Annotated in this window: 24 protein-coding genes; 13 read left to right on the top strand and 11 right to left on the bottom strand. The window is 69.6% G+C overall.

Annotated elements, in window-relative coordinates:
- Positions 1-59: 59 nt before the first annotated feature.
- The gene (gene cobG, locus AC5WS7_RS09090; RefSeq protein WP_495953966.1) at positions 60-1,253 is read right to left on the bottom strand and encodes a precorrin-3B synthase; all 1,194 of its coding nucleotides are present in this window, start codon (positions 1,251-1,253) and stop codon (positions 60-62) included.
- 87 nt (positions 1,254-1,340) lie between these two features.
- Positions 1,341-1,595: a hypothetical protein gene (locus AC5WS7_RS09085; RefSeq protein ID WP_495953965.1), complete on the bottom strand. Its 255-nt coding sequence runs from the start codon at positions 1,593-1,595 to the stop codon at positions 1,341-1,343.
- Positions 1,596-1,877: 282 nt separating this feature from the next.
- Here AC5WS7_RS09085 and cobN point away from each other — a divergent pair, with 282 nt between their 5' ends.
- Both cobN and AC5WS7_RS09075 read left to right on the top strand, forming a co-directional pair.
- Positions 1,878-5,489 carry a cobaltochelatase subunit CobN gene (gene cobN / locus AC5WS7_RS09080; RefSeq protein ID WP_495954513.1) on the top strand — a complete coding sequence of 1,204 codons (3,612 nt, stop codon included), beginning with the start codon at positions 1,878-1,880 and terminating at the stop codon, positions 5,487-5,489.
- Between the two features lie 79 nt (positions 5,490-5,568).
- Positions 5,569-5,976: a PPOX class F420-dependent oxidoreductase gene (locus AC5WS7_RS09075; RefSeq protein ID WP_495953964.1), complete on the top strand. Its 408-nt coding sequence runs from the start codon at positions 5,569-5,571 to the stop codon at positions 5,974-5,976.
- 1 nt (position 5,977) lies between these two features.
- Here the strand turns inward: AC5WS7_RS09075 and AC5WS7_RS09070 are convergent, their stop codons facing one another.
- Positions 5,978-6,361, bottom strand: coding sequence for a PPOX class F420-dependent oxidoreductase (locus tag AC5WS7_RS09070; RefSeq protein WP_495953963.1), 384 nt, complete (start codon positions 6,359-6,361; stop codon positions 5,978-5,980).
- A 168-nt stretch (positions 6,362-6,529) separates the two neighbouring features.
- A complete protein-coding gene (gene map, locus AC5WS7_RS09065; protein WP_495953962.1) occupies positions 6,530-7,297 on the bottom strand; it encodes a type I methionyl aminopeptidase in 768 nt (255 codons plus the stop codon).
- A gap of 100 nt (positions 7,298-7,397) precedes the next feature.
- On the opposite strand from map, the gene AC5WS7_RS09060 reads away from it, so the two are divergent.
- Positions 7,398-7,661 (top strand): helix-turn-helix transcriptional regulator, encoded by a 264-nt coding sequence (locus AC5WS7_RS09060; RefSeq protein ID WP_495953961.1) that lies wholly within the window; start codon positions 7,398-7,400, stop codon positions 7,659-7,661.
- A gap of 240 nt (positions 7,662-7,901) precedes the next feature.
- Here the strand turns inward: AC5WS7_RS09060 and AC5WS7_RS09055 are convergent, their stop codons facing one another.
- On the bottom strand, positions 7,902-8,780 hold the full coding sequence (locus tag AC5WS7_RS09055; protein ID WP_495953960.1) for a LysR family transcriptional regulator: 879 nt from the start codon (positions 8,778-8,780) through the stop codon (positions 7,902-7,904).
- Positions 8,781-8,850: 70 nt separating this feature from the next.
- Between AC5WS7_RS09055 and AC5WS7_RS09050 the strand changes: the two genes are divergently transcribed.
- The 3 genes from AC5WS7_RS09050 to AC5WS7_RS09040 are packed head-to-tail and all read left to right on the top strand — an operon-like array spanning position 8,851 to position 10,930.
- Positions 8,851-9,168 carry a hypothetical protein gene (locus AC5WS7_RS09050; protein ID WP_495953959.1) on the top strand — a complete coding sequence of 106 codons (318 nt, stop codon included), beginning with the start codon at positions 8,851-8,853 and terminating at the stop codon, positions 9,166-9,168.
- Positions 9,165-9,911: an SDR family NAD(P)-dependent oxidoreductase gene (locus AC5WS7_RS09045; RefSeq protein ID WP_495953958.1), complete on the top strand. Its 747-nt coding sequence runs from the start codon at positions 9,165-9,167 to the stop codon at positions 9,909-9,911. Before AC5WS7_RS09050 ends, AC5WS7_RS09045 begins: the two co-directional genes overlap by 4 nt.
- A 29-nt stretch (positions 9,912-9,940) precedes the next feature.
- Positions 9,941-10,930 (top strand): amidohydrolase family protein, encoded by a 990-nt coding sequence (locus AC5WS7_RS09040; RefSeq protein ID WP_495953957.1) that lies wholly within the window; start codon positions 9,941-9,943, stop codon positions 10,928-10,930.
- Here the strand turns inward: AC5WS7_RS09040 and AC5WS7_RS09035 are convergent.
- Positions 10,910-11,521 (bottom strand): TetR/AcrR family transcriptional regulator, encoded by a 612-nt coding sequence (locus AC5WS7_RS09035; RefSeq protein ID WP_495953956.1) that lies wholly within the window; start codon positions 11,519-11,521, stop codon positions 10,910-10,912. The two genes, AC5WS7_RS09040 and AC5WS7_RS09035, sit on opposite strands and share 21 nt — an antisense overlap.
- Before the next feature lie 98 nt (positions 11,522-11,619).
- On the opposite strand from AC5WS7_RS09035, the gene AC5WS7_RS09030 reads away from it, so the two are divergent.
- Positions 11,620-12,099, top strand: a complete 480-nt coding sequence (locus AC5WS7_RS09030) for a nitroreductase/quinone reductase family protein (protein ID WP_495953955.1) — start codon at positions 11,620-11,622, stop codon at positions 12,097-12,099.
- Between the two features lie 425 nt (positions 12,100-12,524).
- Here AC5WS7_RS09030 and AC5WS7_RS09025 read toward each other — a convergent pair whose 3' ends face one another.
- From AC5WS7_RS09025 to AC5WS7_RS09005, 5 genes are all read right to left on the bottom strand, one after another.
- Positions 12,525-13,307: an ESX secretion-associated protein EspG gene (locus AC5WS7_RS09025; RefSeq protein WP_495953954.1), complete on the bottom strand. Its 783-nt coding sequence runs from the start codon at positions 13,305-13,307 to the stop codon at positions 12,525-12,527.
- Entirely contained in the window at positions 13,307-15,109 is a 1,803-nt protein-coding gene (locus AC5WS7_RS09020) for a hypothetical protein (protein ID WP_495953953.1), read from the bottom strand. Before AC5WS7_RS09020 ends, AC5WS7_RS09025 begins: the two co-directional genes overlap by 1 nt.
- A gap of 37 nt (positions 15,110-15,146) precedes the next feature.
- Positions 15,147-15,563 carry a hypothetical protein gene (locus tag AC5WS7_RS09015; RefSeq protein WP_495953952.1) on the bottom strand — a complete coding sequence of 139 codons (417 nt, stop codon included), beginning with the start codon at positions 15,561-15,563 and terminating at the stop codon, positions 15,147-15,149.
- 109 nt (positions 15,564-15,672) lie between these two features.
- A complete protein-coding gene (locus AC5WS7_RS09010; protein ID WP_495954512.1) occupies positions 15,673-17,061 on the bottom strand; it encodes a metallopeptidase TldD-related protein in 1,389 nt (462 codons plus the stop codon).
- 2 nt (positions 17,062-17,063) lie between these two features.
- Positions 17,064-18,590, bottom strand: a complete 1,527-nt coding sequence (locus tag AC5WS7_RS09005) for a TldD/PmbA family protein (RefSeq protein ID WP_495953951.1) — start codon at positions 18,588-18,590, stop codon at positions 17,064-17,066.
- A gap of 202 nt (positions 18,591-18,792) precedes the next feature.
- Between AC5WS7_RS09005 and AC5WS7_RS09000 the strand changes: the two genes are divergently transcribed.
- The 6 genes from AC5WS7_RS09000 (at position 18,793) to lnt (ending at position 26,309) form a co-directional block, all read left to right on the top strand.
- Complete coding sequence (locus tag AC5WS7_RS09000; RefSeq protein ID WP_495953950.1) at positions 18,793-19,461, top strand: TetR/AcrR family transcriptional regulator; 669 nt, start codon at positions 18,793-18,795, stop codon at positions 19,459-19,461.
- A gap of 26 nt (positions 19,462-19,487) precedes the next feature.
- On the top strand, positions 19,488-20,693 hold the full coding sequence (locus tag AC5WS7_RS08995; protein ID WP_495953949.1) for a sensor histidine kinase: 1,206 nt from the start codon (positions 19,488-19,490) through the stop codon (positions 20,691-20,693).
- Positions 20,694-20,767: 74 nt separating this feature from the next.
- The gene (locus AC5WS7_RS08990) at positions 20,768-21,427 is read left to right on the top strand and encodes a response regulator (RefSeq protein WP_495953948.1); all 660 of its coding nucleotides are present in this window, start codon (positions 20,768-20,770) and stop codon (positions 21,425-21,427) included.
- 86 nt (positions 21,428-21,513) lie between these two features.
- Entirely contained in the window at positions 21,514-21,996 is a 483-nt protein-coding gene (locus tag AC5WS7_RS08985; protein ID WP_495953947.1) for an FxsA family protein, read from the top strand.
- A 1,042-nt stretch (positions 21,997-23,038) separates the two neighbouring features.
- The gene (locus AC5WS7_RS08980) at positions 23,039-24,637 is read left to right on the top strand and encodes an amidohydrolase (protein WP_495953946.1); all 1,599 of its coding nucleotides are present in this window, start codon (positions 23,039-23,041) and stop codon (positions 24,635-24,637) included.
- Positions 24,638-24,650: 13 nt separating this feature from the next.
- Positions 24,651-26,309, top strand: coding sequence for an apolipoprotein N-acyltransferase (gene lnt, locus AC5WS7_RS08975; protein ID WP_495953945.1), 1,659 nt, complete (start codon positions 24,651-24,653; stop codon positions 26,307-26,309).
- The last annotated feature ends 40 nt before the right edge of the window (positions 26,310-26,349 follow it).

Here is a 26,349-nt window from a genome sequence, read left to right as displayed (position 1 = left end):
TTCCCGGTCGGACGGGCTCCTGGACCGAGTGTGCCGGCGGGTGTGCGGCGCGACGCCGATCAGGCGCGCGGAGGTTCGGGCGGGGTGATGCGGTAGCCGTCCGGTGCGGCCACCACGTCGGTGACGACGCCGCGCGGTCGGCCGCACCGGCGTTCGCATCCGGACCAGTGCTGACGTCCCGGAACCGCGATTTCCGCGGCGGCCGAGCCGTGCGCGCGGGACGGTGTGCCATTCGGTGCGACCCGCCCCTCGGTGACCGCGTCCGCGGCGTCCGCGCGCACATCGGTGCGGGATTTGGCGCAGCCGGGTTGTCCGGCACACGCGGTCACCAGCAGCCAGGGGGAGTCGGCGTCGAAGATCAGGCCCATCGGGGCCAGCACCCGCACCACCTGTTCGGCGGTCCATTCGTCCAGGTCGGACAGGATCAGGCTGCGCCAGGGCGTGACGACGACCGGACGCTCCACGGCGGCGAGGAATTCGGCCGTCCGGGCGGGCAGTACGCCCAGCCGCACACCCGCTCCGAGGCTCACCCGGCCATCGGCCTGAGCGAACCAGCCGATCGGAATACCTTGTGGTGCGGGCAATTCCAGTGGTTTCTCGATCGGTTCCAGGCCGAGTGCGGCAAGGATCCGGGCGGCTCCGCCGGGGATTTCGCGCAGCCGCCACTGTTCACCGCGCACACCCTGAAACTCCTGTGCGGCGGCGAGCAAAACCTCGACGGCCTGTGTGCCCGGCACCCGGACGCCGCTGTCGCGGCCGCCCAGTAGCAGCGTGTAATAGTCCACGTCCACGGCGTGCATGCCGAAATCGCCGTCGAGGCCGCTGACATCGCCGCGCCCGTCGTCGAGGGTGAACAGCACCCGGCCGGGCAGATCGGCCAAGGCCGGCGTCGCCCGCAGGGCACGGTCCAGCTCCGGAATCAGGTCCCGAATGTCGGCCAGTCCGCCGACCCGGCCGGACAGCGGCGAGGCCACGATATTGCGCACCCGCTCGTGGGTGCGGCTCGGCAGCAGATCGGCCGTCCCGAGGCGGGCGGCCAGCGCATCGGCATCACCGATCCGGCGGAGCTGGACGTTGCCGCGCGAGGTGAGTTCGATACCGCCGTCACCGAGATCACGAGCAGCCTCGGCCAGAGTCAGTAGCTGATCCGGGCGCAACCGGCCGCCGGGTAAGCGGATGCGCGCCAGCGGTCCGTCGGCGGCCTCGTGCAGGCGCAGCACACCGGGGCAGGAATCGGGGGCGGAGCGAGTCATGATCCGTTCAGCGTACGGCTCGTGCCGACGAGATCCGCCGCGGGTGAAGCGGGCCCACGCCCGGGAGCGGCGCGCTCGAACGCGCGCTCAGCGTTCTTTTCGGTCGGTACCGCCGACCGCACGGGCGCCGTGCGCCCACGGTGGAGCCGGAATATAGCTGTCGGACAACAGACATGGAGCGTTGTGGTGGCGGTTCCGATCGGCGCGGGCCGTGGATTCGAAGATCAGCAGACCGGCGATCGCGACTACCGCGCAGACGCACGCCGCGATGATCGCCAGAGAGTTGCGCTGCTCGGCAGCAGCCGCGAGTGCCATTGCCAGCAAGGCGACAGCAACCATCATGCACGTGATTCCTGACCAGGCGGCGAAGCGATTCCGCCTGGCCCAACCTGGTGAGTTCGGCATACGTCGAGCGTACGCCCGTGTTGTCCGTTCCGGGAGGGTGTAAACCAGCTCGTTACGGCCGCTGAGCGGGGGTGTCGGAGCGGCGCGGTAGCATCCCGGGTGCTCGCCTGTCCCCGAGGAAACCGGTGCAATTCCGGTGCGGTCGCGCCACTGTGACAGTCAGACCCTCCCGGCGGGCACGAAACCCTGATGGGCGCGTCACCCGAGGAAAGGCCGATCGTGATCCTGCTGCTGTCCACCTCCGACACCGACCTGCTGTCCGCCCGGGCCAGCGGCGCCGACTACCGGCTCGGCAATCCGGCGCGACTGCTGCCCGACGATCTGCCCGCCCTGCTGGCGGGTGCGGATCTGGTGGTGGTGCGCATCCTCGGCGGACGCCGGGCATGGGAGCAGGGCCTGGAAGCGGTGCGCGCGAGCCGCGTCCCGCTGGTCGCGCTCGGCGGGGAGATGGCGCCGGACGCCGAGTTGATGGAGTGCTCGACCGTGCCCGGCGGCGTCGCCGCGGACGCGCACAACTATCTGGCCGCGGGTGGTCCGGGGAATCTGCTGCAGCTGCACAATTTCCTGTCCGACACCGTGCTGCTCACCGGATACGGCTTCGAGCCACCGGTGCACCTGCCGAACTGGGGCGAACTCGAGCGGACCGCGCGGGCGGATGTCGCGGGGCCCACGGTCGCGGTGCTGTACTACCGCGCCCAGCATCTGGCCGGGAACACCGCCTACGTCGAGGCCCTGTGCGCCGCGATCGAGGCGGCCGGGGCGCGTCCGCTGCCGCTGTACTGCGCGTCGCTGCGCACCGCGGAACCGGAGCTGATCGCCACGTTGCGCGCCGCCGACGCCCTGGTGGTGACGGTGCTGGCCGCGGGCGGCACCAAACCGGCCACCGCGTCGGCCGGGGGTGACGACGAGGCCTGGGACATCGGCGCACTCGCCGATCTGGACGTGCCCATTCTGCAGGGCCTGTGCCTGACCACCGGGCGCGAGCAGTGGGCCGACAGCGATGAGGGCCTCTCGCCGCTGGACGTGGCCACCCAGGTGGCCGTGCCCGAATTCGACGGTCGCATCATCACGGTTCCCTTCTCGTTCAAGGAGTTCGACGAGGAGGGCCTGTCGGCGTACGTTCCGGATGCCGAACGCGCCGCGCGGGTGGCCGGGATCGCGGTGCGGTACGCGCGGCTGCGGCATATTCCGGCCTCGGACAAGCGAATCGCGATCGTGCTGTCGGCCTATCCGACCAAACATGCCCGCATCGGCAACGCCGTCGGCCTGGACACTCCGGCCAGCGCCATCGAGCTGCTGAGCGAGATGCGTTCGGCCGGTTATGATCTGGGCGAGCCGGGCGAGATCCCGGGCCTCGAGCAGTCCGACGGCGACGCGCTCATCCACGCCCTCATCGCGGCGGGCGGTCAGGACCCGGACTGGCTCACCGCGGAACAGCTGGAGGGCAACCCGATTCGGATCGGCGCGGCGGCCTACACCGCCTGGTTCCAGACCCTGCCCGCGGCGTTGCGCGAGGCGGTCGTGCAGGCGTGGGGTCCGCCGCCGGGGGAGATGTACGTCGACCGGTCGGCCGATCCGCGCGGCGAAATCGTCATCGCCGCACTGCGTTTCGGCAATGTGGTGCTCATGGTGCAGCCGCCGCGCGGTTTCGGCGAGAATCCGGTCGCGATCTACCACGATCCGGATCTGCCGCCGAGCCACCACTACCTGGCCGCCTACCGCTGGCTCGCCGCACCGGACGGTTTCGCCGCCGACGCGATGATCCATCTGGGCAAACACGGCAACCTGGAATGGTTGCCCGGCAAGACGCTCGGCATGTCCGCGGCGTGCGGAACCGACGCCGCACTGGGCGATCTGCCGCTGATCTATCCGTTCCTGGTGAACGATCCCGGCGAGGGCACCCAGGCCAAGCGCCGCGCCCACGCCACCCTGGTCGATCACCTGATTCCGCCGATGGCGCGGGCGGAGACCTATGGCGACATCTCCCGGCTCGAGCAGTTGCTGGACGAACACGCCAACATCTCGGCGCTGGATCCGGCCAAACTGCCCGCCATCCGCCAGCAGATCTGGACCCTCATGCGCGCCGCGGAGATGGATCACGACCTGGGCCTGACCGAGCGCCCGGACGAGGAATCCTTCGACGATATGCTGCTGCACGTCGACGGCTGGCTGTGCGAGATCAAGGATGTGCAGATCCGCGACGGCCTGCACGTGCTGGGCCGGGCGCCCAGCGGTGCGGCCGAGGTCGATCTGGTGCTGGCCATGTTGCGCGCCCGGCAGCTGTGGAGCGGTGAGGATCATGTGCCGGGCCTGCGAGAAGCGTTGGGGCTCAGCGAATCCGGGGACGAATCGCGCGAACGCGTCGATGCCTTCGAGCGGCGGGCGCGCGAACTCGTCTCGGCCATGCAGGAGACGGACTGGGCGGTCACGGAGATCGATGCGCTCACCGAGCGTCTGCTCGCCGATTCCGGTGCCGATCCCGAACGCCTGGACGCGGTGCGCCGGGTGCTCGGCTTCGCCGCGACCGAGGTGGTGCCGCGCCTGCGGCAGACCGGGGTGGAGATCGCGCGCATTCTGCACGCGCTGAACGGCGGGTTCATTCCGGCCGGGCCCAGCGGATCGCCACTGCGCGGGCTGATCAACGTCCTGCCGACGGGCCGCAACTTCTACTCGGTCGACCCCAAGGCGGTGCCCTCCCGGCTCGCCTGGGAGACCGGTCAGGCCATGGCCGAGTCGCTGCTCGAACGGTATCTGGCCGACCACGGCGACTACCCGCGTTCGGTCGGGCTGTCGGTGTGGGGCACCTCCGCCATGCGGACCTCCGGTGACGACATCGCCGAGGTGCTGGCGCTGCTGGGGGTGCGGCCGGTCTGGGACGAGGCCAGCCGGCGGGTCACCACGTTGGAGGTGATCCCGCAGGACGAACTGGGTCGCCCGCGCATCGATGTGACCGTCCGGATCAGCGGCTTCTTCCGCGACGCCTTCCCGCACGTCCTGGCCATGCTCGACGACGCCGTGCGGCTGGTCGCGAACCTGGACGAGCCGGATCGGCTGAACTACGTGCGCGCGCACAGCCGGGCCGACCTGGCCGAGCACGGCGACGAACGTCGTTCCACCACACGCATTTTCGGTTCCAAACCCGGGACCTACGGTGCGGGCCTGCTCCAGCTGATCGATTCGGGCAACTGGCGCACCGACGACGATCTGGCGCAGGTGTACACCGCGTGGGGTGGTTTCGCGTACGGGCGCGATTTGGACGGCGCACCCGCCGCGGACGATATGCGCGCCGCCTACCGGCGAATCGCCGTCGCCGCCAAGAACACCGACACTCGCGAGCACGACATCGCCGACTCGGACGATTACTTCCAGTACCACGGCGGCATGGTGGCCGCGGTACGCGCGCTCACCGGCGCCGATCCCGAGGCGTACATCGGCGACAGCACCCGCCCCGACGCGGTGCGCACCCGCACCCTGTCCGAGGAGACCGCGCGGGTCTTCCGGGCGCGCGTGGTGAATCCGCGCTGGCTCGAGGCGATGCGCCGGCACGGGTACAAGGGCGCGTTCGAGATGGCCGCCACCGTGGACTATCTGTTCGGTTACGACGCCACGACCAATGTGGTGGCCGACTGGATGTACGAAAAGCTCTCGGAGAGTTACGTATTCGACGAGACCAACCGCAAGTTCATGGAGCAGTCGAATCCGTGGGCGTTGCACGGCATCGCCGAACGCCTGCTCGAGGCGGCCGAGCGCAAGCTGTGGGAGCAGCCCGAACAGGAGACTCTGGACAGGTTGCGGCAGGTGTACCTGGAGACCGAGGGTGAACTCGAGTAGCGGGTACACCCGTGGGCGTACTGCCGGGTCCGACCACGGACGGATGTGTGTGCGGCGGGCCCCGGCCTAGCGTTGTGCCATGACCTGGGACGAACTGGCGAACGGTAAGTACGCGCTGCTCACGAGCTACAAGAAGGACGGCACCGGGGTGGGTGCGCCCGTGTGGGTGGCGCCGGACGGCGACCGGATCGTGGTGTGGACCTACGGCTCGTCGTGGAAGGTGCAGCGGATCCGCCGTAATCCGCAGGTCCGGCTGCAATCGTGCGACAGCCGTGGTCGCGTCACCTCCGAGGAGGTGCTGACGGGTACGGCCGAGGTGCTCGACGCGCCGGGGACCGAGCGGGTTCGGGGGATCGTCGGCCACAAGTATGGCGTGATCGGCACGCTCCTCATCCGCGGGCACAAACTGATCAAGGGGAGCGACGGCTCGGTCGGGCTGTCGATCACCCCGCGGGCCGATAGCGGCGGCCCCGTCGCGAGCGGGTGAGTCAGGCGTCGGCGGTGATCTCTATGCCGATGGTGCCCTTCCGTCCGCGACGCAACTGGCTGCCGGCCACCACCAGCCAGCCCTGAATCGAGTACTTGCGCTTGATCATTCGCCGCACCCGATCGCTACCGGCGTCGTCGAGGATGCGCGCGGTGCCCTTGACGACCGCTCCGCGCGGAGTGCCGGAGACGGTGCAGGGTTGCAGTGTGACTGCGGGATTGCGGCGGATCCGCTTGACCTTCCAGCTGTCGGTGACGGTCCAGACGTACAGCTTGCCGTCGTCCAGAGCGGCCCACAGCGGCGTGCCGACCGGGGTGCCGTTCTTGCGAAAGCTGGTCAGCAACACGTAATTCGCGGTGCCGACCGCGCCGAAGGGGTTCTCCACGCGTGCAGCCTATCGCTGTCGCCGCGCGGCCGGCACTGCCGGTGCGCGTGTCCGGAGAGGGGAGCACGACGGTGCGTGAGCGGCGTCGATCGCTGCCGCCCGCTCGACCGGCCCGAGGTATGTCCGAACGCTCTCCCCGGCAACCGGTTCGGCGGGCGCATCCCGGTTTCAGGCGGCGAGGGTGAGGATCCTCGGTCCCTCATCGGTGACGGCGATGGTGTGCTCGCTGTGGGCGGTGCGTGAGCCATCGGCCGAGCGCAACGTCCAGCCGTCGGGATCGACGACGATGCGGTCGGTGGTGGCCGCGAACCACGGTTCGATGGCGATGGTGAGTCCGCGGCGCAGGGTGAATCCGCGTCCGGCCCGGCCGTCGTTCGGGATGTGCAGATCCTCGTGCATGGTCCGGCCGATGCCGTGCCCGCCGAATTGGGTGTTGATCGGGTATCCGTGCGCACGGGCGACGGCGGCGATCGCGGCGGAGATGTCGCCGACCCGATTGCCCGGCACGGCCACCTCGATGGCGGCCGCGAGCGCCTCCTCGGTGGCGGCGACGAGCCGCTGGTCGGCCTCCGCGGGAGTGCCGACGATCACCGTGACGGCCGAGTCGGCCGCCCAGCCGTCGACCTCGACGGCCAGGTCCATGGTCAGGACGTCGCCGTCGCGCAGCACATAGTCGAACGGAAGTCCGTGCAGCACAGCGTCGTTCACCGACAGGCAGACGGTGTTGCGGAACGGGCCGCGGCCGAAGGACGGTGCATAGTCCCAGTAGCACGACTTCGCGCCGCGCTCCCGAATGCGTTGCCGCACATGAAGTTCGAGGTCGAGCAGATTCACGCCCACCTGTGCGCGCTCGCGCAGTTCGGCCAGGATCTGGGCGACGAACTGTCCGGTCACGCGCATTTTCTCGATCTCGTCGGGCGTCTTCAGCTCGACCACGGGTACCTCCTCGGGGGTATTTAAATACCACCGTACTGCAATCGGTATTTGTATACCAACCTGCTTGCGGTATTTGTATACCGCTCGGTAGTCTGTGCGGATGGTCCGTCTCCCGCTCACCCCGGCCCAGATCGAGGCAGGCCGCCGCCTGGGCGCTTGCCTGCGCTCGGCACGCGCGGGCCGGGATCTCGGCGATATCGCACGGTCCGCCGGAATCTCACCGGAAACACTTCGCAAGATCGAATCCGGCCGACTGCCCAGCCCCGCCTTCGGCACCGTCGTCGGCCTGAGCCGGGCCCTGGACGTCCCTCTGCAGGATCTGGCCGACGTCTGGCAGGCTGCCGCCCTGGCCGAGTCGGCCTGAACAAGGGCGGGCCGTTCACGCTGAACGCCGCCGACGGGCGGGTTGCGCTGCATTCAAGCGCCACCGCAGCGTCGGCAGCGACGTCTCCGGCCGGTCGGCCCTTCGCTCGGTTCGTGCCGTCGAACTGGAATCGACTGCGATATAGAGCTTTCCGTCTGCGGACAAGCCGACGCTGGGGGCGAATCGACGCGACCGACCATCGCACGGGGTCGCGTGAGTCAGGTATCCATCTCCTCGAAACTATTGGTACACAACGGTTTCGGTGCGCAACCGGGATTCGTCGCGGCAGGCTTCGAGTGCGGCTGCCACGAACGACTCGACCGACGGTCGGTGGTCGAGTTCGTTCCAGGCGAGCACGAGGTGGCTGGGCGGGGCGTCGGAGACCGGGATGCGGACCAGATCGGCCGGGGTGCTCTCGACCAGTGAGCGGGGAAGTATCGCGATCATGCGGTTCACCGAGATCATGTGCATCATCTGAACCACATCGGACACCTCGGGGCCGGTGCCCTCCTCGCCGGGGAGCCCTTTCCAGTACGGCAGCGTCTCGCCGTCCAGATCGGACATGCGGACCGAAGTCCGGCCGCCGAGGCGATGGCGGCGCGGGACGACGACCACCCGTCCCTCGGTGCGCAATATCTCGTGGGCCAGGCCGCTCAGGTCGTCGAAAGGCGCGTAGAGCAGGCCGACGTCGGCGCGATCCTCGCGCAGGAAGTCGGCGCGATCGACGGGACCGCTGAACAGGATCTCGACTCGGCGCGCGTCCGGCTGACGGGAGTATTCGGCCAGCATTCCGGACAGCAGCCCGGCATCGCCGCCCGGTTTGAGCACCAGCCGCAGGTGACCCCGGACATCACCGGCATGCCGCGCGTTGCGCACCGCGGCACTGACCGCATTGAGCGCGTGCCGCCCGTGCTCGCGCAGCGCCGCACCGGCCGGGGTGAGTTCGACATGGCGGCTCGAGCGCACGAACAGCGGAACACCGAGCCTGCTCTCGATCCGCCGGATCGCCTTCGACAACGCCGGCTGCGCGATCGACAGCCGCACCGCGGCCCGGCCGAAATGCAGTTCGTCGGCGACCGCGATGAAGTACTCCAGCTCCCGGGTTTCCAGTTCGACCATGCCTCCAGGTTATCGCCGAATAACGAACCGATCTTGGACGCGCGCCGGGTAGTCGACCGAGAATTACCTCATGATCAACCACACGATGATTGTTTCCTTCGATCGGCCATTGCCCGACGGCGAGCTCGACCGATACCTGACGGATATCGAACAGTGCATGCTGGACACCGGGCTCGTCGAGTCGGTCGCGGCGCGGCGGCATATCCCGATTCCCGGCGAGCAAGCCATACCGGCGCTGATCGCGACGGCGATCGTGCAGGTCGCCCTGCCCGATGTCGAGACGCTGGGCAAGGCGTTCGCGGACCCCGGTCTGCACGAGGTCATCGACCGCTGGCAGTCGCGGCACCCGTACAAGGTGGCCTGGGCCAACCACGAGCCGCTGGCATGAGCGGCGAATCCCGGAAGGCCGGCCTGGTCACCGGCGCGGGCAGCGGGATCGGCCGGGCCGCGGCGGTGGCCTTCGCACGTGACGGGGCCGCGGTCGCCGTCCTCGACATCGACCCGCACGCGGCGGCCGAGACCGTCGAGACGATCCGGGCGGAGGGCGGCGAGGCGCTGGCGGTCACCGTCGACATCGCCGAGGAGGCTTCGGTGCGAGCCGGGATCGAGCGCACCGTCGCGGCATACGGCGGCCTGGATTTCGCGGTGAACAATGCCGGGCTGGCCTCGCATCATCGGCGGCTCGACAAGATGACCCTGGACGAATTCCAGCGGGTGATCGGCGTCAATCTGGCCGGGACATTCCTGTGTATGAAGTACGAGCTGCCGCTGCTCGCGGGCGGCGGCGCCATCGTGAACGTCGCCTCCAACGGCGGCCTCTACGCGATCCCGACAGCACCGGCCTACGTCGCGGCCAAACACGGGATCGTCGGGCTCACCAAGGTCGCCGCGGTCGACTACGCCGACCGCGGTATCCGGATCAACGCCGTCTGTCCGGGCCCGACCCTTACGCCCGGGTTCGAGCAGGTGGCGGCCGGTACCGACATGATCGCGCGACAGGCCGCGGGCACCCCGCTCGGGCGATTGGCCACGCCGGAGGAGGCCGCGGCCGCGGCGGTCTGGCTGTGCTCGGACGCCGCGTCCTACGTCACGGGAATCGCATTGTCGGTCGACGGCGGGCGGCGGGCATGAGCGGGCGCGTCATCGCGGTTGAGGAGCATATGTCCACCGAGGAATTCCTCGGTGTCGCACACGGTTTGGATGTCGGCCCGGCCGATGCGGTGGAGGTGGATCTGCTTCGGACGGTGGAACGCGATCCGGCTCTGCGCGCTCGGCTCACCGATCTGGGCTCCCGGCTGCGCGAGATGGACGCGCTCGGACAGGATATGGCGGTGCTGAGTCTCAATACACCTGGCGCACAGCCGTTTCCGGCGGCCGATGCGGTGTCGCTGGCGAGCCGATTCAACGACGCGCTGGCCGAGATCGTGCGAGGTCACCCGGACCGGTTCGGTGGCCTGGCCACGGTGACGCCGCAGGATCCGGTGGCCGCGGCAACGGAGATCGAACGGGTGATGGGCCCGCTCGGGCTCAACGGCATCATGATCAACTCGCACACCGGCGGGCGATACCTGGACGAACCGGAATTCGCCCCGCTGCTGGCGGCCGCCGAGGCCAACCATGCGCCGATCTATCTGCATCCCCGTGCGCCGAGCATGCCCGTCTACGGTGATTACGGGATGTCCGGGGCGATCTGGGGTTATCAGGCCGAGGCCGGATTGCACGCCATGCGGCTCATCCTCAGCGGCACCCTCGACCGCTATCCGGGGCTGACCATCGTGCTCGGACATCTCGGCGAAGGAATTCCCTACTGGCTCAGGCGAATAGACAATCGGCACGCCTTCGCCGCCCGCACGGCCGGGGCGGCCACGCCGATGCCGAAGCTGTCGCTGATTCCCAGCGAGTACTTCCGCCGCAACATGGTGATCACCACCAGCGGGATCGACGATCCGGACGTGCTCGAACTCGCCGTGCGCGCGGTCGGTGCGGACTCGATCATGTTCGCGATCGACTATCCGTACGAGGATCCGGTAGCGGCCATCGCCTTCCTGCGCGACGCTCCGCTCACCGACGATCAGCGAATCGCGATCGGCCACCGTACCGCCGAACGGGTGTTCGGACTCGCCGACCGGCTACCAACCGCGCAGCGCTGAATCGAACACCGGCACAAGGGAATCGGCGATCTCGTCGCGGGAGGGCAGGTCGGCGAGCGCGTCGGGCGGGCTCAGGTGACGTTGCAGCGCTCGCTGATGTGCCGCACCCGCCAGCAGAAGGGCCGCGGGGCGCAGGTCGGTGCCGGCGGCGCGGGGGGACAGGTGCGCGAGAATCGCGTCGAGGGCGCGGTGCGGGCCCAGATCCATGTCGCGGCTGCGCTTTTCGTAGGATTCGCGCAGTTCGGCGTCGGACTGGACGGCAGCGATGGCGGGGATGGCGGCGAAGAAGAACTCTTCGAGTGCGGTCAGCAGATCGATCAGGTCCTCGCGCAGGCTGTGGTCGGTCCCGGGGCGGTCCGCGAGGAGGTCCCGCAATGGTCGCAACTGGTGCTGGATCACCGCGTGCAGCAGTCCCATGCGGTCGCCGAAGTGATAGAAGATGCTCGATTCGGCGACGCCTGCCCGGCGGGCGATCTCCTTGGTGGACGTGCGGGCCAGGCCGGATTCCGCGAGCGTCTGCTGGGCGCTGGCGATCACGGCCTCCCGCACACCGGTGCGTGGACGGCCGCGAGTTGCCCGGTCGGGTGCCACATCGCCTCCTGAAACTCGATTCGCCCTTGCAGTATGCCGTATCCCGTCGTATTTTCTGAGTATACACTCAGGAATTAATTCATTCGGAGGTACTCGCCATGTCCGGTTCCGCCCCCACGACCAGTGCGCCGGCCCAGTCCCGGCTGCAACGTTCCTGGGACACCACCGTCCGTTACCTGCTGCGATCCCGGTTGCATCGGCTCTTCAGCGGCAAACTCCTGATCATCACCGTCGTCGGCCGCAAGACCGGGCGCGAGTACGCCAACCCGGTTGGATACGTCTCGTACGAAGGGGATCTGCTGGTCGGCACCGCGGCCCGCTGGCGGCGCAACCTCCGTGCGGGAGAGCCGGTGCGGATCACACTGCGCGGAAAGGACATTCGCGCCGACTGGGCGGTGATCACCGACGAGGAGCAGATCGCCGAGCTGTACCGGATCATCCTGGAGCAGAACCCCGTCCACGGCCGGTTCGCCGGGATCAGCCTCGACGCCGACGGCAGCGTGAACCGCGCCGAATTACGGGAGGCGCTGGCGCGGGGGACGGCTGTCGTGCGCCTGCACCCGCACGACGCAATCTGATCGAACGAGCCGGAGATCGCTCAACCTCCGGGCGCAGGGCGCCGCTGTCGGCGATCGTGCTCGGCAGCGCGGTGCGGCAAGCGTGCAGGCTTCGATCGAATATGCCGTCGAGTTCGGCGCCGTGAGTAGAGCACCTTACCTCGGAGTGGGCCGGTCGATCGCGGTCCGCCCCGGGCCGTACGGACGGAGGGACGTTCGGCGGCGCGGAATGCGCTGTGGGGGAGTAGGTTTGCTTCGAATGCCGGGACGCACCGCAATCGCATCCGTTTCGATCAGCTCGGTCTGCCCGTTCCCGTCGTCGCGAAGATCCTGCGCCGCGTTCTCCTTGCGCGGCTACGCGATCATCTTCCGATCGCAGATCGGACCGGGAGCGGCATACCGGAATGCGAACTGTTTTACGCTGCGGCAGAGCGGGTTTCGCCGACTTACCGGTGTGCGTACTCCCCGACGTCGTCGACGTAATCGCGATACTCGGCCAGCGCTAGATCGAGCAGGCGGCCGACAGCGGCCTGGATCGCGGGCGTATCCGCGGGCTGGACGGTGACCGTGCGACTGCCGGTCTCCATATAGCGGCCGTCGTCGTGAATGTCGTACCAGCGCACCGCACCCACCTTGCGGGGTTGCTCACCGCCCCGGTTGCGCGGCCCGCGGAACACCGTGACCACCCCCGCCCCACTCGCAGGACGCCGGACCAGGCGCCGATACCGTTGCAGCGGAGTCGATTCCCCGGAGTAGTTCAGCACCGGCTGACGTTCGGGATACAGGTCGGCGGCGGCGAACGCCTGAGCGGGCTGTCTCCCGGGCGAACAGTTCGGCAGAACAGCGGCCAGGACCGCGGAGAGCCGATCCGAACTCACGATACTGAGTTCGATGCGCGGTCGGCGGGTGAATTGTATTGCGAGAGCGGCATGCCGGTCGTGCCGAGCCGCGGCGACCCGGATCGGCCCGGCCTGATCCGAGACGCCGTGAATCTCGGCCCACACCTCCGGATCGGTCAGCACCGTGAACGCCCGCCGCAGCAGGTCGGCTTGATTCCAGGTCAGCCGGCCCTGTTCGGAATACTTGTGCCGGACCTGCTCCCAGTAGGTGTCGCGCTCGTTGACATGGCCGAATCGGGACAGATAGTGCAGCGGATAGAGCATTCGGTCGTTCGCGGGCCCGAACCACAGTGCCGCGAATTCCTCGTCCTCGAACGACCAAGTGGCCATTATTCACCTATCGTCGGCTGGACGTGCTCATCTCTTCCGGCCATCTCCGCGGTGTGCGATTCGTGCCGTAGGTCGACCTTCTTGCCCGTCCGATCCCGATCGCCCTCGTATCTGACCCGTAGTCGTGGTGGCCGATGGTCCGCGCCGGTGTGGTGGTGGCCGGGTTCGGACAGCACCTCCGCGGTGGCCGCCCCGGTGACCGCGGCCGCGGCCGGCTCGGCGAGGACATCGGGCGGCAGCGGATCCACCGTCGGGCGAGCGGGTGTCGCCTGGGCTGCCGCCGGTGCGTGTGCGCCCGGCATGGGCGTGCTCGGCACCGGCTTGGGCGCCGAAGGAGCCGAGGAACCCGGCGGCGGCACCTGGACATTCGGCGCCGGAGTCGCCGCGTTCGCTCCCGGCACGGGCGGATTCGGCGTCGGAGCCGGGGCCGGGGCCGCGAAATTCGGTGCGGGCGCGGGATTGCTCGGCATCGGCGTCGGTGCGCTGGGCACCGGCGTAGCCGGCATCGGCGTGGCGGGTGCCGGTGCGGGCGTACCCGGTACCGGCGACGGCACGGCCGGGATCGACCCCGCCGAGCCGAGCGCCGGACCGGCGAGGTTCGGCGTAGAACCGCCCGGGACCGGACCGGACGAACCGGCGGGCGGTGCACTCGGCGCGGGAGTCGAACTCGGCGGGGGAGCGGAGTTGGCCGAGGATCCGCCGGTGGACGGCGTCGCCGCGCTGTCGTGTCCGGGCCGGACCGCATCGGTCGACGTGCCGGTGGCCTGAGTCTGGGTCCGGGCCGGCGCTGCCGGCTGTTCCGCGGCCGGTTGCGACTGTTCCGGGGTGCTGTGCGGCCGTTGCGGATCGGCTTGCTGCGGAGCCGAATTCGGGCGCTGCTGCGTCGGGTCCCGCTGCTCGCCGTCCGCGCTGGGCGCCGCGGCGTCGGGGCGTACCGACGACGGCGTGGTCGGCGCGGACGCGGCGGGAACGTTCGCCGGCCGGGTGGCCGCGGGCGGCGGTGTTCCCTCGTTCCGGTCGGCTCGTTCCGGACGGCTCGTCGTCGGCTGCTGGAACAGCACGTCGCCCGCGCTGGGCGGCATAGCCGAAGACGGATTCTGAAGAAGGCGCCCGATCGTCGCGTCGACCGACGCCGGGAACGGCAGATCGTGCAACAGCGAGGTCACGCTCGCCGGCGCGGTCGAATCCGGCCGCGTGCCATTGCGCCACGCGGCCGGTTTCGTCGACGTGGCCGGAGCCCGCGAGTCGCTCTCGCTCGTCGAGGCGGCGGCGTCGCCGTTCCCGACCGGTACCGCGGCGGGGAAGGTGGGAATGCGCTTGTCCTGGTCGGTGAACGGCGTCACGTACCGCTGCTGCATCACCTGGCGGGCGTCGTCCTGGGCCTTGCTCGCATCGCGGGTCTGGCGATCGAAACCGGACGGGTCCTTGGTCTGATCGGCGTTCACCGGAACGGGTTTGGGAATGTACGCCTTGGTCGTGAGCGCGGCCTGCGCGGTATTCGAGACCGCCTGCCCGGCCGCATCGAACAGATCCGCCAGTTCTCCGGCCTGATTGCCGTAATCGACCAGGGCGTTCACCGCGGCCTCGGCGGACGCGCCCGTCCAATGTCCGTCCACCGCCGAGCGAACGGCTCGGACCAGGCCGGTAGTGGAAGTGCGCCACTGACTTCCGGCCTGCTGCCAGGCCGCGACGACGTCACCGGCGCTCTGCGTGACGGTCTGGAACGCGTCGTAGATCTGCTGATGGGTGAGCGCGTCGACGTTCTCCGGATCGGTGATGCCCGGTGGATCGTAGGTCGTCACGGCGTCCCCTCCGCCGGTACCGCAACCATGCGCGCGGTCACAGCGCCTCCTCCGTAGCCGCCTGTGCCGCACGGAGTTTCGCGGCGAACTCGCTGTCGGTCTGCTGTAGCCGAGCACAGATCGTGCGGAACAGGGTCTGCATCTCGTCGGCGGTCCGCCAGTGGTCCTGCAGCGTGTCGTAGGCGTTGTTGGCCCCGCCGCCGCCCTTGTCCCGGAAACGCTGCGCGATCGTGCGGGCCGAGGTGAGGATGTCGGCCTGCTCGCCCAGCCCCCACACCTCGTGCGTCTGCACCTGCTGGACGATTTTCTGGATCGCCTGGATCTCGGTCTTGCGTTGTCGCAGAGCCCGATCCAGCGCCAGGAACGCCTCCGGCTCCACATCGAGCGACACCGAGCCGGTCTTGGCCTGCTCGATCAGTGGACCGAAGACCCGGCCCCCGCTGTCGTCTGTCATGCTGCCCCCGCTTCGACTGTGTGGCGGCGATTCTGCCATATCAATCGTCGGTTGTGTGGCCATCGCGACCGCACGCGCACCGGCCACGTCCGGTCCGGATGCGCCGGTGTCAGGTCGCCCGGCTCACCGAGGACATGTGGAAATCGGGAATTCGCAAGGCAGGCATGGCCGTTCGGCTGAACCAGTCCTTCCATTCGCGCGGCAGGGTGATCTCCGTAGCCCCGGCTTCTGTGGTGCGGCGCAACAGATCCAGCGGACTCTCGTTGAACCGGAAGTTGTTCACCGCGGCGGTGATCTCGCCGTCCTCGATCAGGTACACCCCGTCGCGGGTCAGGCCGGTCAGCAGCAGAGTGGCCGGGTCGACCTCACGGATGTACCACAGACAGGTCAGCAGCAGGCCGCGGCCGGTGCCGGCGATCATCTCCGGCACAGTGGCCGCGGAGCCGCCGGTCATCAGCAGGTTGTCGCCCGGAACCGTCACCGGCGCATCGAATTCCGCGGCGATCGCCCGGGGATAGACCAGATTGTCGATCACGCCCTCGCGCACCCAGTCCACGCGCTGCGCCGGAAGGCCGTTGTCGAATACCGACATCGCGTCCGAGGAGGAGGCGGTCGCCACGAAGGGCCGGTATTCCAGACCCCTGGCGCTGGGATCGGAGTACAGGGTGAGCGGAATATCGGTCAGGCGCTCGCCGATTCGGGTGCCACCGGCGCGAGAGAACGCCGTATGCCCCTCGTTCGCGCCGCGGCCCTGCATCTCCCAGGCCATGTAGATCAGCAGGTCCGCGACCGCGGACGGCGGCAGCAGCGTCTCGTAACGTCCGGCGGGCAACTCGACGCGGCGGGCGTTCCAGTCCAGTCGCCGCGCGAGTTCGGCGAGCAGGCCAGGAGTGTCGACATCGGCGAAATCCAGCGTGCCCGCTCCCACCCAGGCGCTCGCGGTGTCCGATGCCGCGCCGCGCTTTCCGTTGATCTCCACCGATCCGGTCGGCTGGGTCCAGCGGCGGCGGATTCCGGTGGAGGTGCCCAGCCAGGTGGTGTGCAGCTGATGATGGGCGAAGCCGTAGAGCCGGTCCGCGCCGTCGAATCCGGTGGCCAGATCGCGGGCCAGGCCGGTGAACACCTCGATACCGGTGGCCGGCGGGTCCGCGGCCCACTCCGGGTCCAGGTGCCGCCCGACCGCGTCGGGTTCGAGCAGCGGCACCGCGTCCCGGGCCGGTGCGGCCGAGCGCGCGGCCTCTTCGCTCGCACGCACCACCGCCTCGATATCGGCCGCGTCCACGCTCGTCGCGCTCACGCTGCCGACACGTGCCGAACCGGGACCCGAACGCAGGACCGACACCACCGACCACTCCCGCGAGGTCGTGGATCCGTTGGTGGTCATCGAATTTCCGGCCCAGCGCAGCGATGCCTCGGAGGCGTCGGTGACGATCACGATCGCCTCGTCCGCCTTCGAGGCGGCCAGCGCCCGCTCGACGACCTCTCCGCCGTGTAGCACGCTCACCGCCCCGCCTCCGATCGCGTGTTGAGAATATTGACACCCCGCACCAGCACCGACGGGCAGCCGTGGCTCACCGCCGCGACCTGGCCGGGCTGGGCCTTACCGCAGTTGGCCGCGCCGCCGAGCACCCAGGTCGACGGGCCGCCGACGGCCTCCATCGAACCCCAGAAATCGGTGGTGGTGGCCTGGTACGCGACATCGCGCAGCTGACCTGCCAAGCGCCCGTTGCGGATTCGGAAGAACCGCTGTCCGGTGAACTGGAAGTTGTAGCGCTGCATATCGATCGACCACGACTTGTCGCCGACGACGTAGATGCCGTTCTGCACCCGGGAGATGAGTTCCGCGGTGCTGGTGTTGTGCACCGGATCCGGCCGCAACGAGACGTTGGCCATGCGCTGGATCGGGACGTGATGCGCGGAGTCGGCATACGAGCAGCCGTTGGAACGATCCAGGCCCAGCCGCGGCGCGAACGCCCGATCCAGTTGGTAGCCGACCAGAATGCCGTCGCGGATCAGGTCCCAGCGCTGCCCGGCCACGCCCTCGTCGTCGTACCCGACCGTGGCCAGACCGTACCGTTCGGTGCGGTCGCCGGTGACGTGCATGATCGGCGTGCCGTAGCGCAGCGTGCCCAGCTTGTCCGGGGTGGCGAACGAGGTTCCCGCGTAAGCGGATTCGTAGCCGATGGCCCGATCGTACTCGGTGGCGTGGCCGATGGATTCGTGGATGGTGAGCCACAGATTCGTCGGGTCGATGACCAGATCGGCGGGCCCCGGCTCCACGCTGGGGGCTTTCACCTTCTCGGCCAGCCACTCCGGGATCCGCGCCAGTTCACCGGCCCAGTCCCAGACGCCGTCCTCGCCGGTCAGATACTCCCAGCCGCGCCCGGCCGGTGCGGCCAGGGTGCGCATCGTCTCGAACGCCCCGGCCGTCGGGTCGACCGCGATCGCCTCCAGCAGCGGATACACCCGCACCCGCTGCTGAGTGATCGATGACCCCGCGGTATCCGCGTAGTACGTCTGCTCCTTGACCTGCAACACCTGCGCCGTGACGTGGTCGACGCCGTCGGCGGCGGACAGGCGCTCCGAATAGTCCAGCAGCAGAGCCGTTTTCTCCGGCGTCGGCACCTCGAACGGGTCGATGGCGTAGTCCGAGACCCACTGCGCGTCGCGGTGCACGGGTTCATCGGCGAGGACGACCTGTTCGCGATTGAGCGCCCGCAGTGTCGTCGCGACGGTCACCGCGCGCCGGGCGACCGCGGCGGCGGTATCGGCGGACAGGTCGGCGTGCGAGGCGAAACCCCAGGTGCCATCGACGATCACGCGGACCGCGAAGCCCAGATCGGTCGAATCGGTGATCGCCTCGACGCGGCCGTCGCGCAGTCGGATGGTCTGCTGCACGAGCCGGTGCACGCGCAGGTCGGCGTAGTCGGCGCCGGCGGCACGCGCGGCCGCGAGCGCCGCGTCCGCCAGATCGGCCAGTGGCAGCGTGCGGAACTGTTCGTCCACGCTGCGGGGTGTGATACTCACCTCGCACACGCTAATTGCTCGCGAACCGGTCGTTCAACCGTATGCTCGGAGGCGTTCCGGAATACGGTGCGGCACAAAGCGACACGCCGTGCGTCGCGGCATCGGCCGCAAGTTTGCACGCGATGCGGCGCGGCGCGTGGTGCAACGCGCGGACACGCTGCCTGCCCGGAATTCGCTGTCGCATGCCGTACTGTCTGCCCGCGTGCCGCCATCAGCCCTCCGTGACCGCAAGCGGGAACGCACCCGCCGCGCCCTCCTCGAGGCTGCCGTCGAGATGTTCGAGGCCCGTGGCTACGAGGCGACGACAGTCGCCGACATCGCCGCGGCAGCCGAGGTGGGCACCCGTACTTTCTTCAACTATTTCGAGAGCAAAGAGGAGTTGCTGTTCCCGCAACCGGACGACCGGGTGCAGGCCGCCGTGCACGCGATCGCCACCCGGCGTACCGGCGAACGTCCGGTCGAGGTGCTGCTGCGCGCGCTGCGCGCCGCCGGTGACAATCCGGGCGACCATCTCGGTGACACCCTGGCCGCCCGCATCGCGGTGCTGCGCGCGCAGGTCTCGCGCACCGTGCCCGCGGTGAGCGGCCGCGCCGCGCACGCGCAATTGGTCGCCCAGCAGGAGATCGCCCGGCATCTGCGTGCCGCATTTCCCGAGGAACTCGACGAGGTCGGCGCGGCGGCACTGGTCGGCGCGGTGGTCGGCGCGGTCTCGGGCGCGTTGACGGTGCTGTTCTCCGGACGGCACGCCATCGAGGACGGCGAACGCCTGCAACGCAAGATCCGTGAGACCACCTCGCGGGTCCTGGCTCCCTGGCTGGCCGGGCACACGACCCACTCCCCGCGCCCACTCCCCGCCGAAGCGCGCTGCTGACCTGCCGGTCGGCCTAGGCTGGACCGGTGCGTCGATTCAGCCTGTGGCTTCGGGGGAAACCGCTCGTCGCCGATACGATGCTGGCGATCGCGCTGCTGCTGGTCGACCTGGTGACCATCGGGCACAAGCGATATTTGGCCGTGCATCTCGTGTTCGCGGTGCTCGTGCCGATCCCGGTGATCTTCCGGCGCAGATATCCGCGCACGAGTGCCGCGATACTGCTCGCGCTGGCTATCCTCACGTCCCTGGTGAGCCGGTTGACCGGGGAGGATCTGCAGGTCGCCGCGCTGGTGGCGGTCGGCATCGCGCTGTACACCCTGGTCGCGTACGTCGGCCGCCGGGAGGGGCTGATCTATCTGGGCGGCCTGGTCGTGGATGCCGTGCTCGCGGACCTGCTGCTGCACGAGTCGGTACCGATGACGGTCGCGTTCCTCACACTGTTCTACGCGCTGTGCTGGACGCTCGCCGAATTCCTCGGCGCCAGGCATGCCTACGACACGGAGGTGGCAGCTCGCCTGGCGGTGGCCGACTACGACCGCGAACGCGGTGCGCACGAGGCGGTTTCGGCCGAACGGACCCGCATCGCGCGGGAGCTGCACGATATCGTTGCGCATGCGGTGAGCGTCATCGTCGTGCAGGCCGACGGCGCGAAATTCGCCCTGCGCAGCGATCCCGAGCTCGCCGAACAGGCCCTGGGAACGATCGCGGCCACCGGGCGCGATGCCCTGCGCGAGTTGCGCCGCACGGTAGCGCTGTTGCGCACCGAACACGCCCCCGAACAACTGCCTCAGCACGGCACCGCCGGCCTCGCGAAGGTGGTGCAGATGATGCGCAAGGCCGGGCTCGCGGTCGAATTGGAGATGGCAGGCGAACTCGACGATGTGGCGCCCGAGGTCAGCCTGGGCGTTCACCGCGTTGTGCAGGAATCGCTGACCAATACCTTCCGGCACGCCGGACCGGCCCCGAAGGCGTGGGTCCGGGTGCTGCGACGGGAGGCGGACATCCTGGTCGAGGTCACCGACTTCGGTCACGGCTCGCCGGCGGGTGCGGCGAACGCGGCGGACGGCCCGGACCTGGCCGCCCGCAACGGAATCGCGGGCAGCGGTCTCGGTCTGGTCGGTATGCGCGAGCGTGTCGCGGTGCTGGGTGGTGCGCTCGAGGCCGGGCGGCGTCCCGAGGGCGGCTGGCGGGTACGAGCGACGATTCCGCTCGTGCCCGAGACCGCCGAGTGATGGCGGCGGGCGGACGGCGACGCCTCGAATCGATCGCGACCCGGACGGCGCAGCCGCCACAGTAGATTGGTGACGTGCCGATCACCGTGCTAGTCGTCGACGACCAGGAACTTATGCGAGCCGGACTGCGAATGGTGTTGGGGGCGCATCCCGATCTGACGGTCGTCGGAGAGGCCGACAACGGCGCCGCGGCGGTCCGGCGCGCCCGCGAACTGACCCCCGACGTGGTGCTGATGGATGTGCGGATGCCGGTGGTGGACGGTGTCACCGCCACCGGGCAGATCCTCGAATCCGGTTGTGGCAGCAAAGTTCTCGTCATGACGACGTTCGACCTCGACGAGCACGCCCTCGGCGCGTTGCGCGCGGGCGCGAGCGGCTTCCTGCTCAAGGACACCCCGCCCGAGGATCTCATCTCGGCGATCCGCAGCGTCGCCGCCGGTGACGCGGTGGTGTCGCCGAAGGTGACCAAACGCCTGCTGGACCGGCTCATCGCGGACGATCCGGCCGGTACTCGCGATGCCGCCGTCCTGGATGTGCTCACCGCGCGCGAGCGTGAGGTGCTCGAGCAGATCGCCGCAGGACGCTCCAATGCCGAGATCGCCGCGGAGCTGTTCCTGTCCGAGGCGACGGTGAAAACCCACGTCGGCCGGGTGCTGACCAAACTCGGTCTGCGCGACCGGGTACAGGCGGTGGTTCTGGCCTACGAGACCGGACTGGTCCGGCCGGGCGCGTAGAGATTCTCAGCGACCGCTCAGGCCGATCGGGAGAAAATCGGGCGATCCGGTCGTTGTACGGGTAGATGGTCTTCGAAAGGATCGCCATGCCCGCGCTGCTGTTCGCTGTCTACCTCGTCGTCGAGATCGCCGCCCTCGTCGTGGTCGGCCACTTCATCGGTGTCGTCGCCACCATTCTGTTGCTCATCGCGGGTTCGGGCCTGGGCCTGATCCTGGTGCGCTCGCAGGGCCGCCGGGTGTTCGACCAGTTCCGGCGCGCGAGTCGCGGGGAGATCGCCCCCGGCACCGCGGTCGCCGACGGTGCGCTGGTCACGCTCGGCGCGGTCGCCATGTTCGTGCCCGGCCTGATCACCTCGGTGCTCGGCCTGATCCTGCTGCTGCCCACCCGCCGCCTGCTGCGCCCGATCGTGTCTGCCTTCGCCACCCGCCGCATCGACCGCCTGAGCATGGCCGCCGGTTACCGCGGCGTTGTCGTGGACCCGTCCGGCGACGTCGTCGACGGCGTGGTCGTGCAGGAGTACTACGACGACGGCCGCGGCCCCGCCCGCCCGATGCTCGACGGCCGATAATCCGCCGGACCCGTCATCGCGCCACAGCAGCCGCTGCGCGGCGCTCCACCCGTGCTCTACCGGCCAGCCCTCGTCGAGTGAGTCCGCGTCCAGAACCACCGCCCGCGCACCGCGTCCCGCGTCCCGATCGACGACCACCGCCGAGATCCGGCCCAGGCGACGCCACATGAGCGGGTCCAGAGTCAACACACCCCGCGCGGCCATCAACGTCGATCAGCACCACCCGCAGCCCCGCCCGCCGGGCGGTGGCCAGGAATCCGGCAGCGCCCGGATGCGGCTCGTCCCCGATCAGCACCCGCCCGACCACACGTTCGCGCTCACGCAGCACACGCCAGCGCGGGCCCCGTCGCTTTCCGCGGTGAGCGGGATTGTCGCGCAGGCGAATTCACTCGCCCAGCCATGCGACGTGCGGTCGTGCCGCCCCGGTGCGCTTCCCGCGCCAACTCCGGGGAGCGTGCCCGGACAGGACGAATACGCCCGCACGAATACACAGCCGACCACCCACCTGCCGGGTCTCGTTCTGGTGGGACAGCGCACCGCGGGTGTTCGCGCCGAGGCAGGACGAATGCGCCTGCACGAATACACGGCCGACCCCCGAGCTGGGCGCGTCTATTGTCGGTGCGCTGCTGCTGGCACGAGACCAGAGTGGTGGGGTCGGCGTGTCTTCATGCGCGCGCATTCGTCCTGTCCCCGGCACCATCCTCGCGGTCGTACCGCTGGCGGTGCGCTTCCCGCGCCGGCATGAGGGGCGCCCGCTGGATGGTCGGCCGTGTCTTCGCGGAGGCGTGCTCACCCCGTCCCGGCACGAGCCCCGCAGTCGGGCCGACTGCCGTGGTGGTATTCCCATATCGAATTACGGAACTGGCCGGTTCGGGCCGTCCAGCGTGTACTCGGGGCCGAGGTGCTCGTCGGAGGCGGTCGCAGTGGGCGCTGCTCGGCCGATGAGTCCGCGTCGTCCGCTGCGGACGCCGACGGCGATGTGCACCACGTGCAGCGACGCCGGAGAGTGCGGCGAAAACCCGGTGCGGCAGACTGATGTGCCGTGAGTACCCAGTTGCTGGTTGGCGGTCGCATCCACAGCCCTAGTTCTCCCGATGCCACATCGATGGCGGTCGAGGACGGCACCGTGGTGTGGCTGGGCGCCGAACGGCCGGGGCGGGCACTGTATCCCGATGCCGAGGTCATCGATCTGGACGGTGCGTTCGTCGCGCCCGGATTCGTCGATCCGCATGTGCACGTGACCGCGCTGGGATTGCAGTTGACCGGGTTGGATCTGTCCGGGGCCGCATCGCTGGAACAGTGCCTGACCCTGGTGGGGGAGTACGCGCGGGCGCATCCGGACGCCGTGATCATCGGCGAGGGCTGGGACGAGACCGGATGGCCGCAGGCCCGCCCGCCGGCCGCGGCCGAGATCGATGCCGCGGCCGGACCCGGCCGACTCGTGTATCTCGTTCGCGTGGACGCACATTCGGCGGTCGTATCGACGGCGCTGCTGGATTCGGTGCCACAGATCGCCGCGGCCGAGGGCTATAGCCGCGGCGAGCCGCTGTGCGCACAAGCGCATCATCTCGCTCGCAGCGCCGCACTCGACCGGCTCGATCGGGCCCAGCGTGATCAGGCCCGCCGCGCCGCCCTGGACCACGCCGCCGCCAACGGCATCGTGGCCGTGCACGAATGCGCCGGCCCGCAGATCTCCGGTGCGGCCGATGTGACCGAATTGCTGCAGTTCCCGCACGGTGTCGAGGTGCGCGTCTACTGGGGCGCGGCCGTTCGCACCGCGGACGAGGCTCGCACCCTGGTCAAGGAACTCGGCGTGCACGGACTGGCCGGAGACCTGTTCGTCGACGGCTCGCTCGGTTCGCACACCGCCTGGCTGCACGCTCCCTACGCCGATCGGGACTCTCTCGGTCGCGGATATCTCGATGTCGATGCCATCGCCGCGCATCTGAGCGCCTGCACCGAGGCCGGAATCCAGGCCGGATTCCACGCCATCGGCGATGCGGCCGTCGCGGCCGTGGCCGACGCGGTGGCCCGGGTCGCCGCCGAGGTCGGCGGACCCGCGATCGCCGCCCGGGGCCATCGCGTGGAACATGCCGAGGCGATCGGTCCCGAGCAGATCGCGACGTTCGCCGAATTCGGCGTACTCGCCAGTGTGCAACCGGGTTTCGACGCCGCGTGGGGCGGGCCGGAGGGTATGTACGCCACACGGCTGGGCGCCGAGCGCGCCGCCGCGCTGAATCCCTTCGCGGCCATGGCAGCCGCGGGTATCGGCCTGGCCATCGGTTCGGACGCCCCGGTCACCGAGTTGAATCCGTGGGCCGCCGTGCGGGCGGCCGCACACCACCGCACCCCCGGGCACCAGATCTCCCCGCGCGCCGCCTTCGCCGCGGCCACTCGCGGCGCCTGGCGGGCAGGCGGCGTGCGCGACGGCGTTGCCGGAACCCTCGTGCCCGGCGCCCCGGCCTCGTACGCGATCTGGGACGCGGCCGATCTGGTGGTGGCCGCCGCATCGGACACCGTGCAGCGGTGGTCCACCGATCCGCGGTCCCGGGTTCCGGGGCTGCCCCCGCTCGACCCGGGCGCGCCGCTGCCGCGCTGCCTGCGTACCGTGCACCGGGGAAACACCATTTATGCGGCATGAGAGGGACGAGCTCGTGGACGTGCGACAGGACCACGAGAACCCCGCCGCCGCAACGGGTCCGCGTTCGCGGCTGACCGCCGCGGCGAGCCGGTACCCGGCCGTGCCGCGACTGCTCTGCGCGATCGTCGCGGGCCTGCTGATCTACGCGAGTTTCCCGCCCCGCACCTGCTGGTACGTCGCCCCGCTCGGCATCGCGCTGCTGACCGCGGTGGTCCGGTCGAGCCGAACGCTGCGCGGCGGGTTCGGTTACGGGCTGGTCGCGGGTCTGGCCTTCTTCGTGCCGCTGCTGCCCTGGACGGGCATCTACGTCGGCCCGGTGCCCTGGTTGGGCCTTTCGCTGGCGTGCGCGATGTACGTCGGACTGTTCGGTCTGCTGGCGCGGCTGGTGAGCGTGCTGCCCGGCTGGCCGCTGTGGGTGGCGACGACGTGGACCCTCACCGAATGGGGGCGCGCGAGTTTTCCGTTCGGCGGATTCCCCTGGGGCCGACTGGCTTTCGGCCAGGGCGACGGTTGGTATCTGCCATTGGCCCAGCTCGCCGGCGCACCCGGGGTGAGTTTCGCGGTGGCGCTGACCGGAACGGCGTTGGCGGCCTTGGTGATCGGCCTGCGGGATCGGCGCGGCGCGCGGTGGCGAATCGGAATCGCCGGTGCCGCAGCGGTTGTGGTCCTCGTCCCCGTCGCCGGGTTGACTCTCCGGGCTGCCCTGCCCGGGCCGACCGACGGCGACCGGACGATCGTCGTCGCCGCCATCCAGGGCAGCGTGCCGCGCCTGGGCCTGGACTTCAACGCCCAGCGCCGTGCCGTCCTGGACAATCACGTCCGCGAGACCGGCGCACTGGCCGAGGCCGTCGCCGCCGGCCGGGCGGCACAGCCGGATGTGGTGATCTGGCCGGAGAACTCATCCGATATCGATCCGTTACGCAACAGTGACGCGTACGCGGAGATCACCGCCGTCTCGGAGCGGATCCACGCGCCGATCCTGGTCGGCGCGGTGCTGGTGAACGACGATGACACGACCACGAATTCGGTGATCGTCTGGAACGGGGCCGACGGCCCGGGGGAGCGCCACGACAAGAAGATCATCCAGCCGTTCGGCGAATACCTGCCCTACCGCGACTTCTTCCGGCACTTCTCGAAATATGCCGACAAGGCGGGCTATTTCGTGCCCGGACACGGTAACGGCGTGGTGCACGCTCAGCCTGTCCGCGGCGGTGCGCCGGTCGCGATCGGCGTGGCCACCTGCTACGAGGTCGCCTTCGACCGGGCGTTCCGGGATTCGATGCACGCGGGCGCGCAACTGCTGACCGTGCCGACGAACAACGCCACCTTCGGCGACAGCGAAATGACGTACCAACAGCTGGCCATGTCCCGGGTGCGCGCGGTCGAACACGGCCGAGCCCTGGTCGTGGCCGCAACGTCCGGAGTCAGCGCGATCATCACCGCCGACGGCACGGTGCGGCAGGAGACGTCGAAGTTCGTGCCCGCCTGGCTCGAGGCGGCCCTGCCGTTGCGGCACACCACGACACCCGCGACCGAGGTGGGTCCGTGGCCGGAATGGTTGTTGTGTATCGTGTCCGGGATTGCTGTTCTGGCTTCGGCTGTTCGGCGGCGAACCACGCCGTCGCCGCAACCGGCGGATGATGAGGCCGTCGACGACCGGGTGAGCCGCTAGCCGCCGATGTAAGCGTTCCGGATCAGGTCCTACGCGTCAC

The sequence above is a fragment of the Nocardia sp. PLKS1-43 genome, assembly GCF_059510335.1.
This window is presented reverse-complemented; position numbering and strand designations above follow the sequence as displayed.

Bases quoted from the DNA above. Each gene is read 5' to 3' on its own strand.
- AC5WS7_RS09060 (WP_495953961.1), top strand. From the start codon at position 7,398: ATGGTCCGTCTCCCGCTCACCCCGGCCCAGATCGAGGCAGGCCGCCGC.
- AC5WS7_RS09050 (WP_495953959.1), top strand. From the start codon at position 8,851: ATGATCAACCACACGATGATTGTTTCCTTCGATCGGCCATTGCCCGAC.
- AC5WS7_RS09015 (WP_495953952.1), bottom strand. From the start codon at position 15,563: ATGACAGACGACAGCGGGGGCCGGGTCTTCGGTCCACTGATCGAGCAG.
- AC5WS7_RS09085 (WP_495953965.1), bottom strand. From the start codon at position 1,595: ATGATGGTTGCTGTCGCCTTGCTGGCAATGGCACTCGCGGCTGCTGCC.
- AC5WS7_RS09055 (WP_495953960.1), bottom strand. From the start codon at position 8,780: ATGGTCGAACTGGAAACCCGGGAGCTGGAGTACTTCATCGCGGTCGCC.
- AC5WS7_RS09075 (WP_495953964.1), top strand. From the start codon at position 5,569: ATGACCTGGGACGAACTGGCGAACGGTAAGTACGCGCTGCTCACGAGC.
- AC5WS7_RS09045 (WP_495953958.1), top strand. From the start codon at position 9,165: ATGAGCGGCGAATCCCGGAAGGCCGGCCTGGTCACCGGCGCGGGCAGC.
- AC5WS7_RS09040 (WP_495953957.1), top strand. From the start codon at position 9,941: ATGTCCACCGAGGAATTCCTCGGTGTCGCACACGGTTTGGATGTCGGC.
- AC5WS7_RS08985 (WP_495953947.1), top strand. From the start codon at position 21,514: ATGCCCGCGCTGCTGTTCGCTGTCTACCTCGTCGTCGAGATCGCCGCC.
- cobG (WP_495953966.1), bottom strand. From the start codon at position 1,253: ATGACTCGCTCCGCCCCCGATTCCTGCCCCGGTGTGCTGCGCCTGCAC.
- AC5WS7_RS09030 (WP_495953955.1), top strand. From the start codon at position 11,620: ATGTCCGGTTCCGCCCCCACGACCAGTGCGCCGGCCCAGTCCCGGCTG.
- AC5WS7_RS09025 (WP_495953954.1), bottom strand. From the start codon at position 13,307: ATGGCCACTTGGTCGTTCGAGGACGAGGAATTCGCGGCACTGTGGTTC.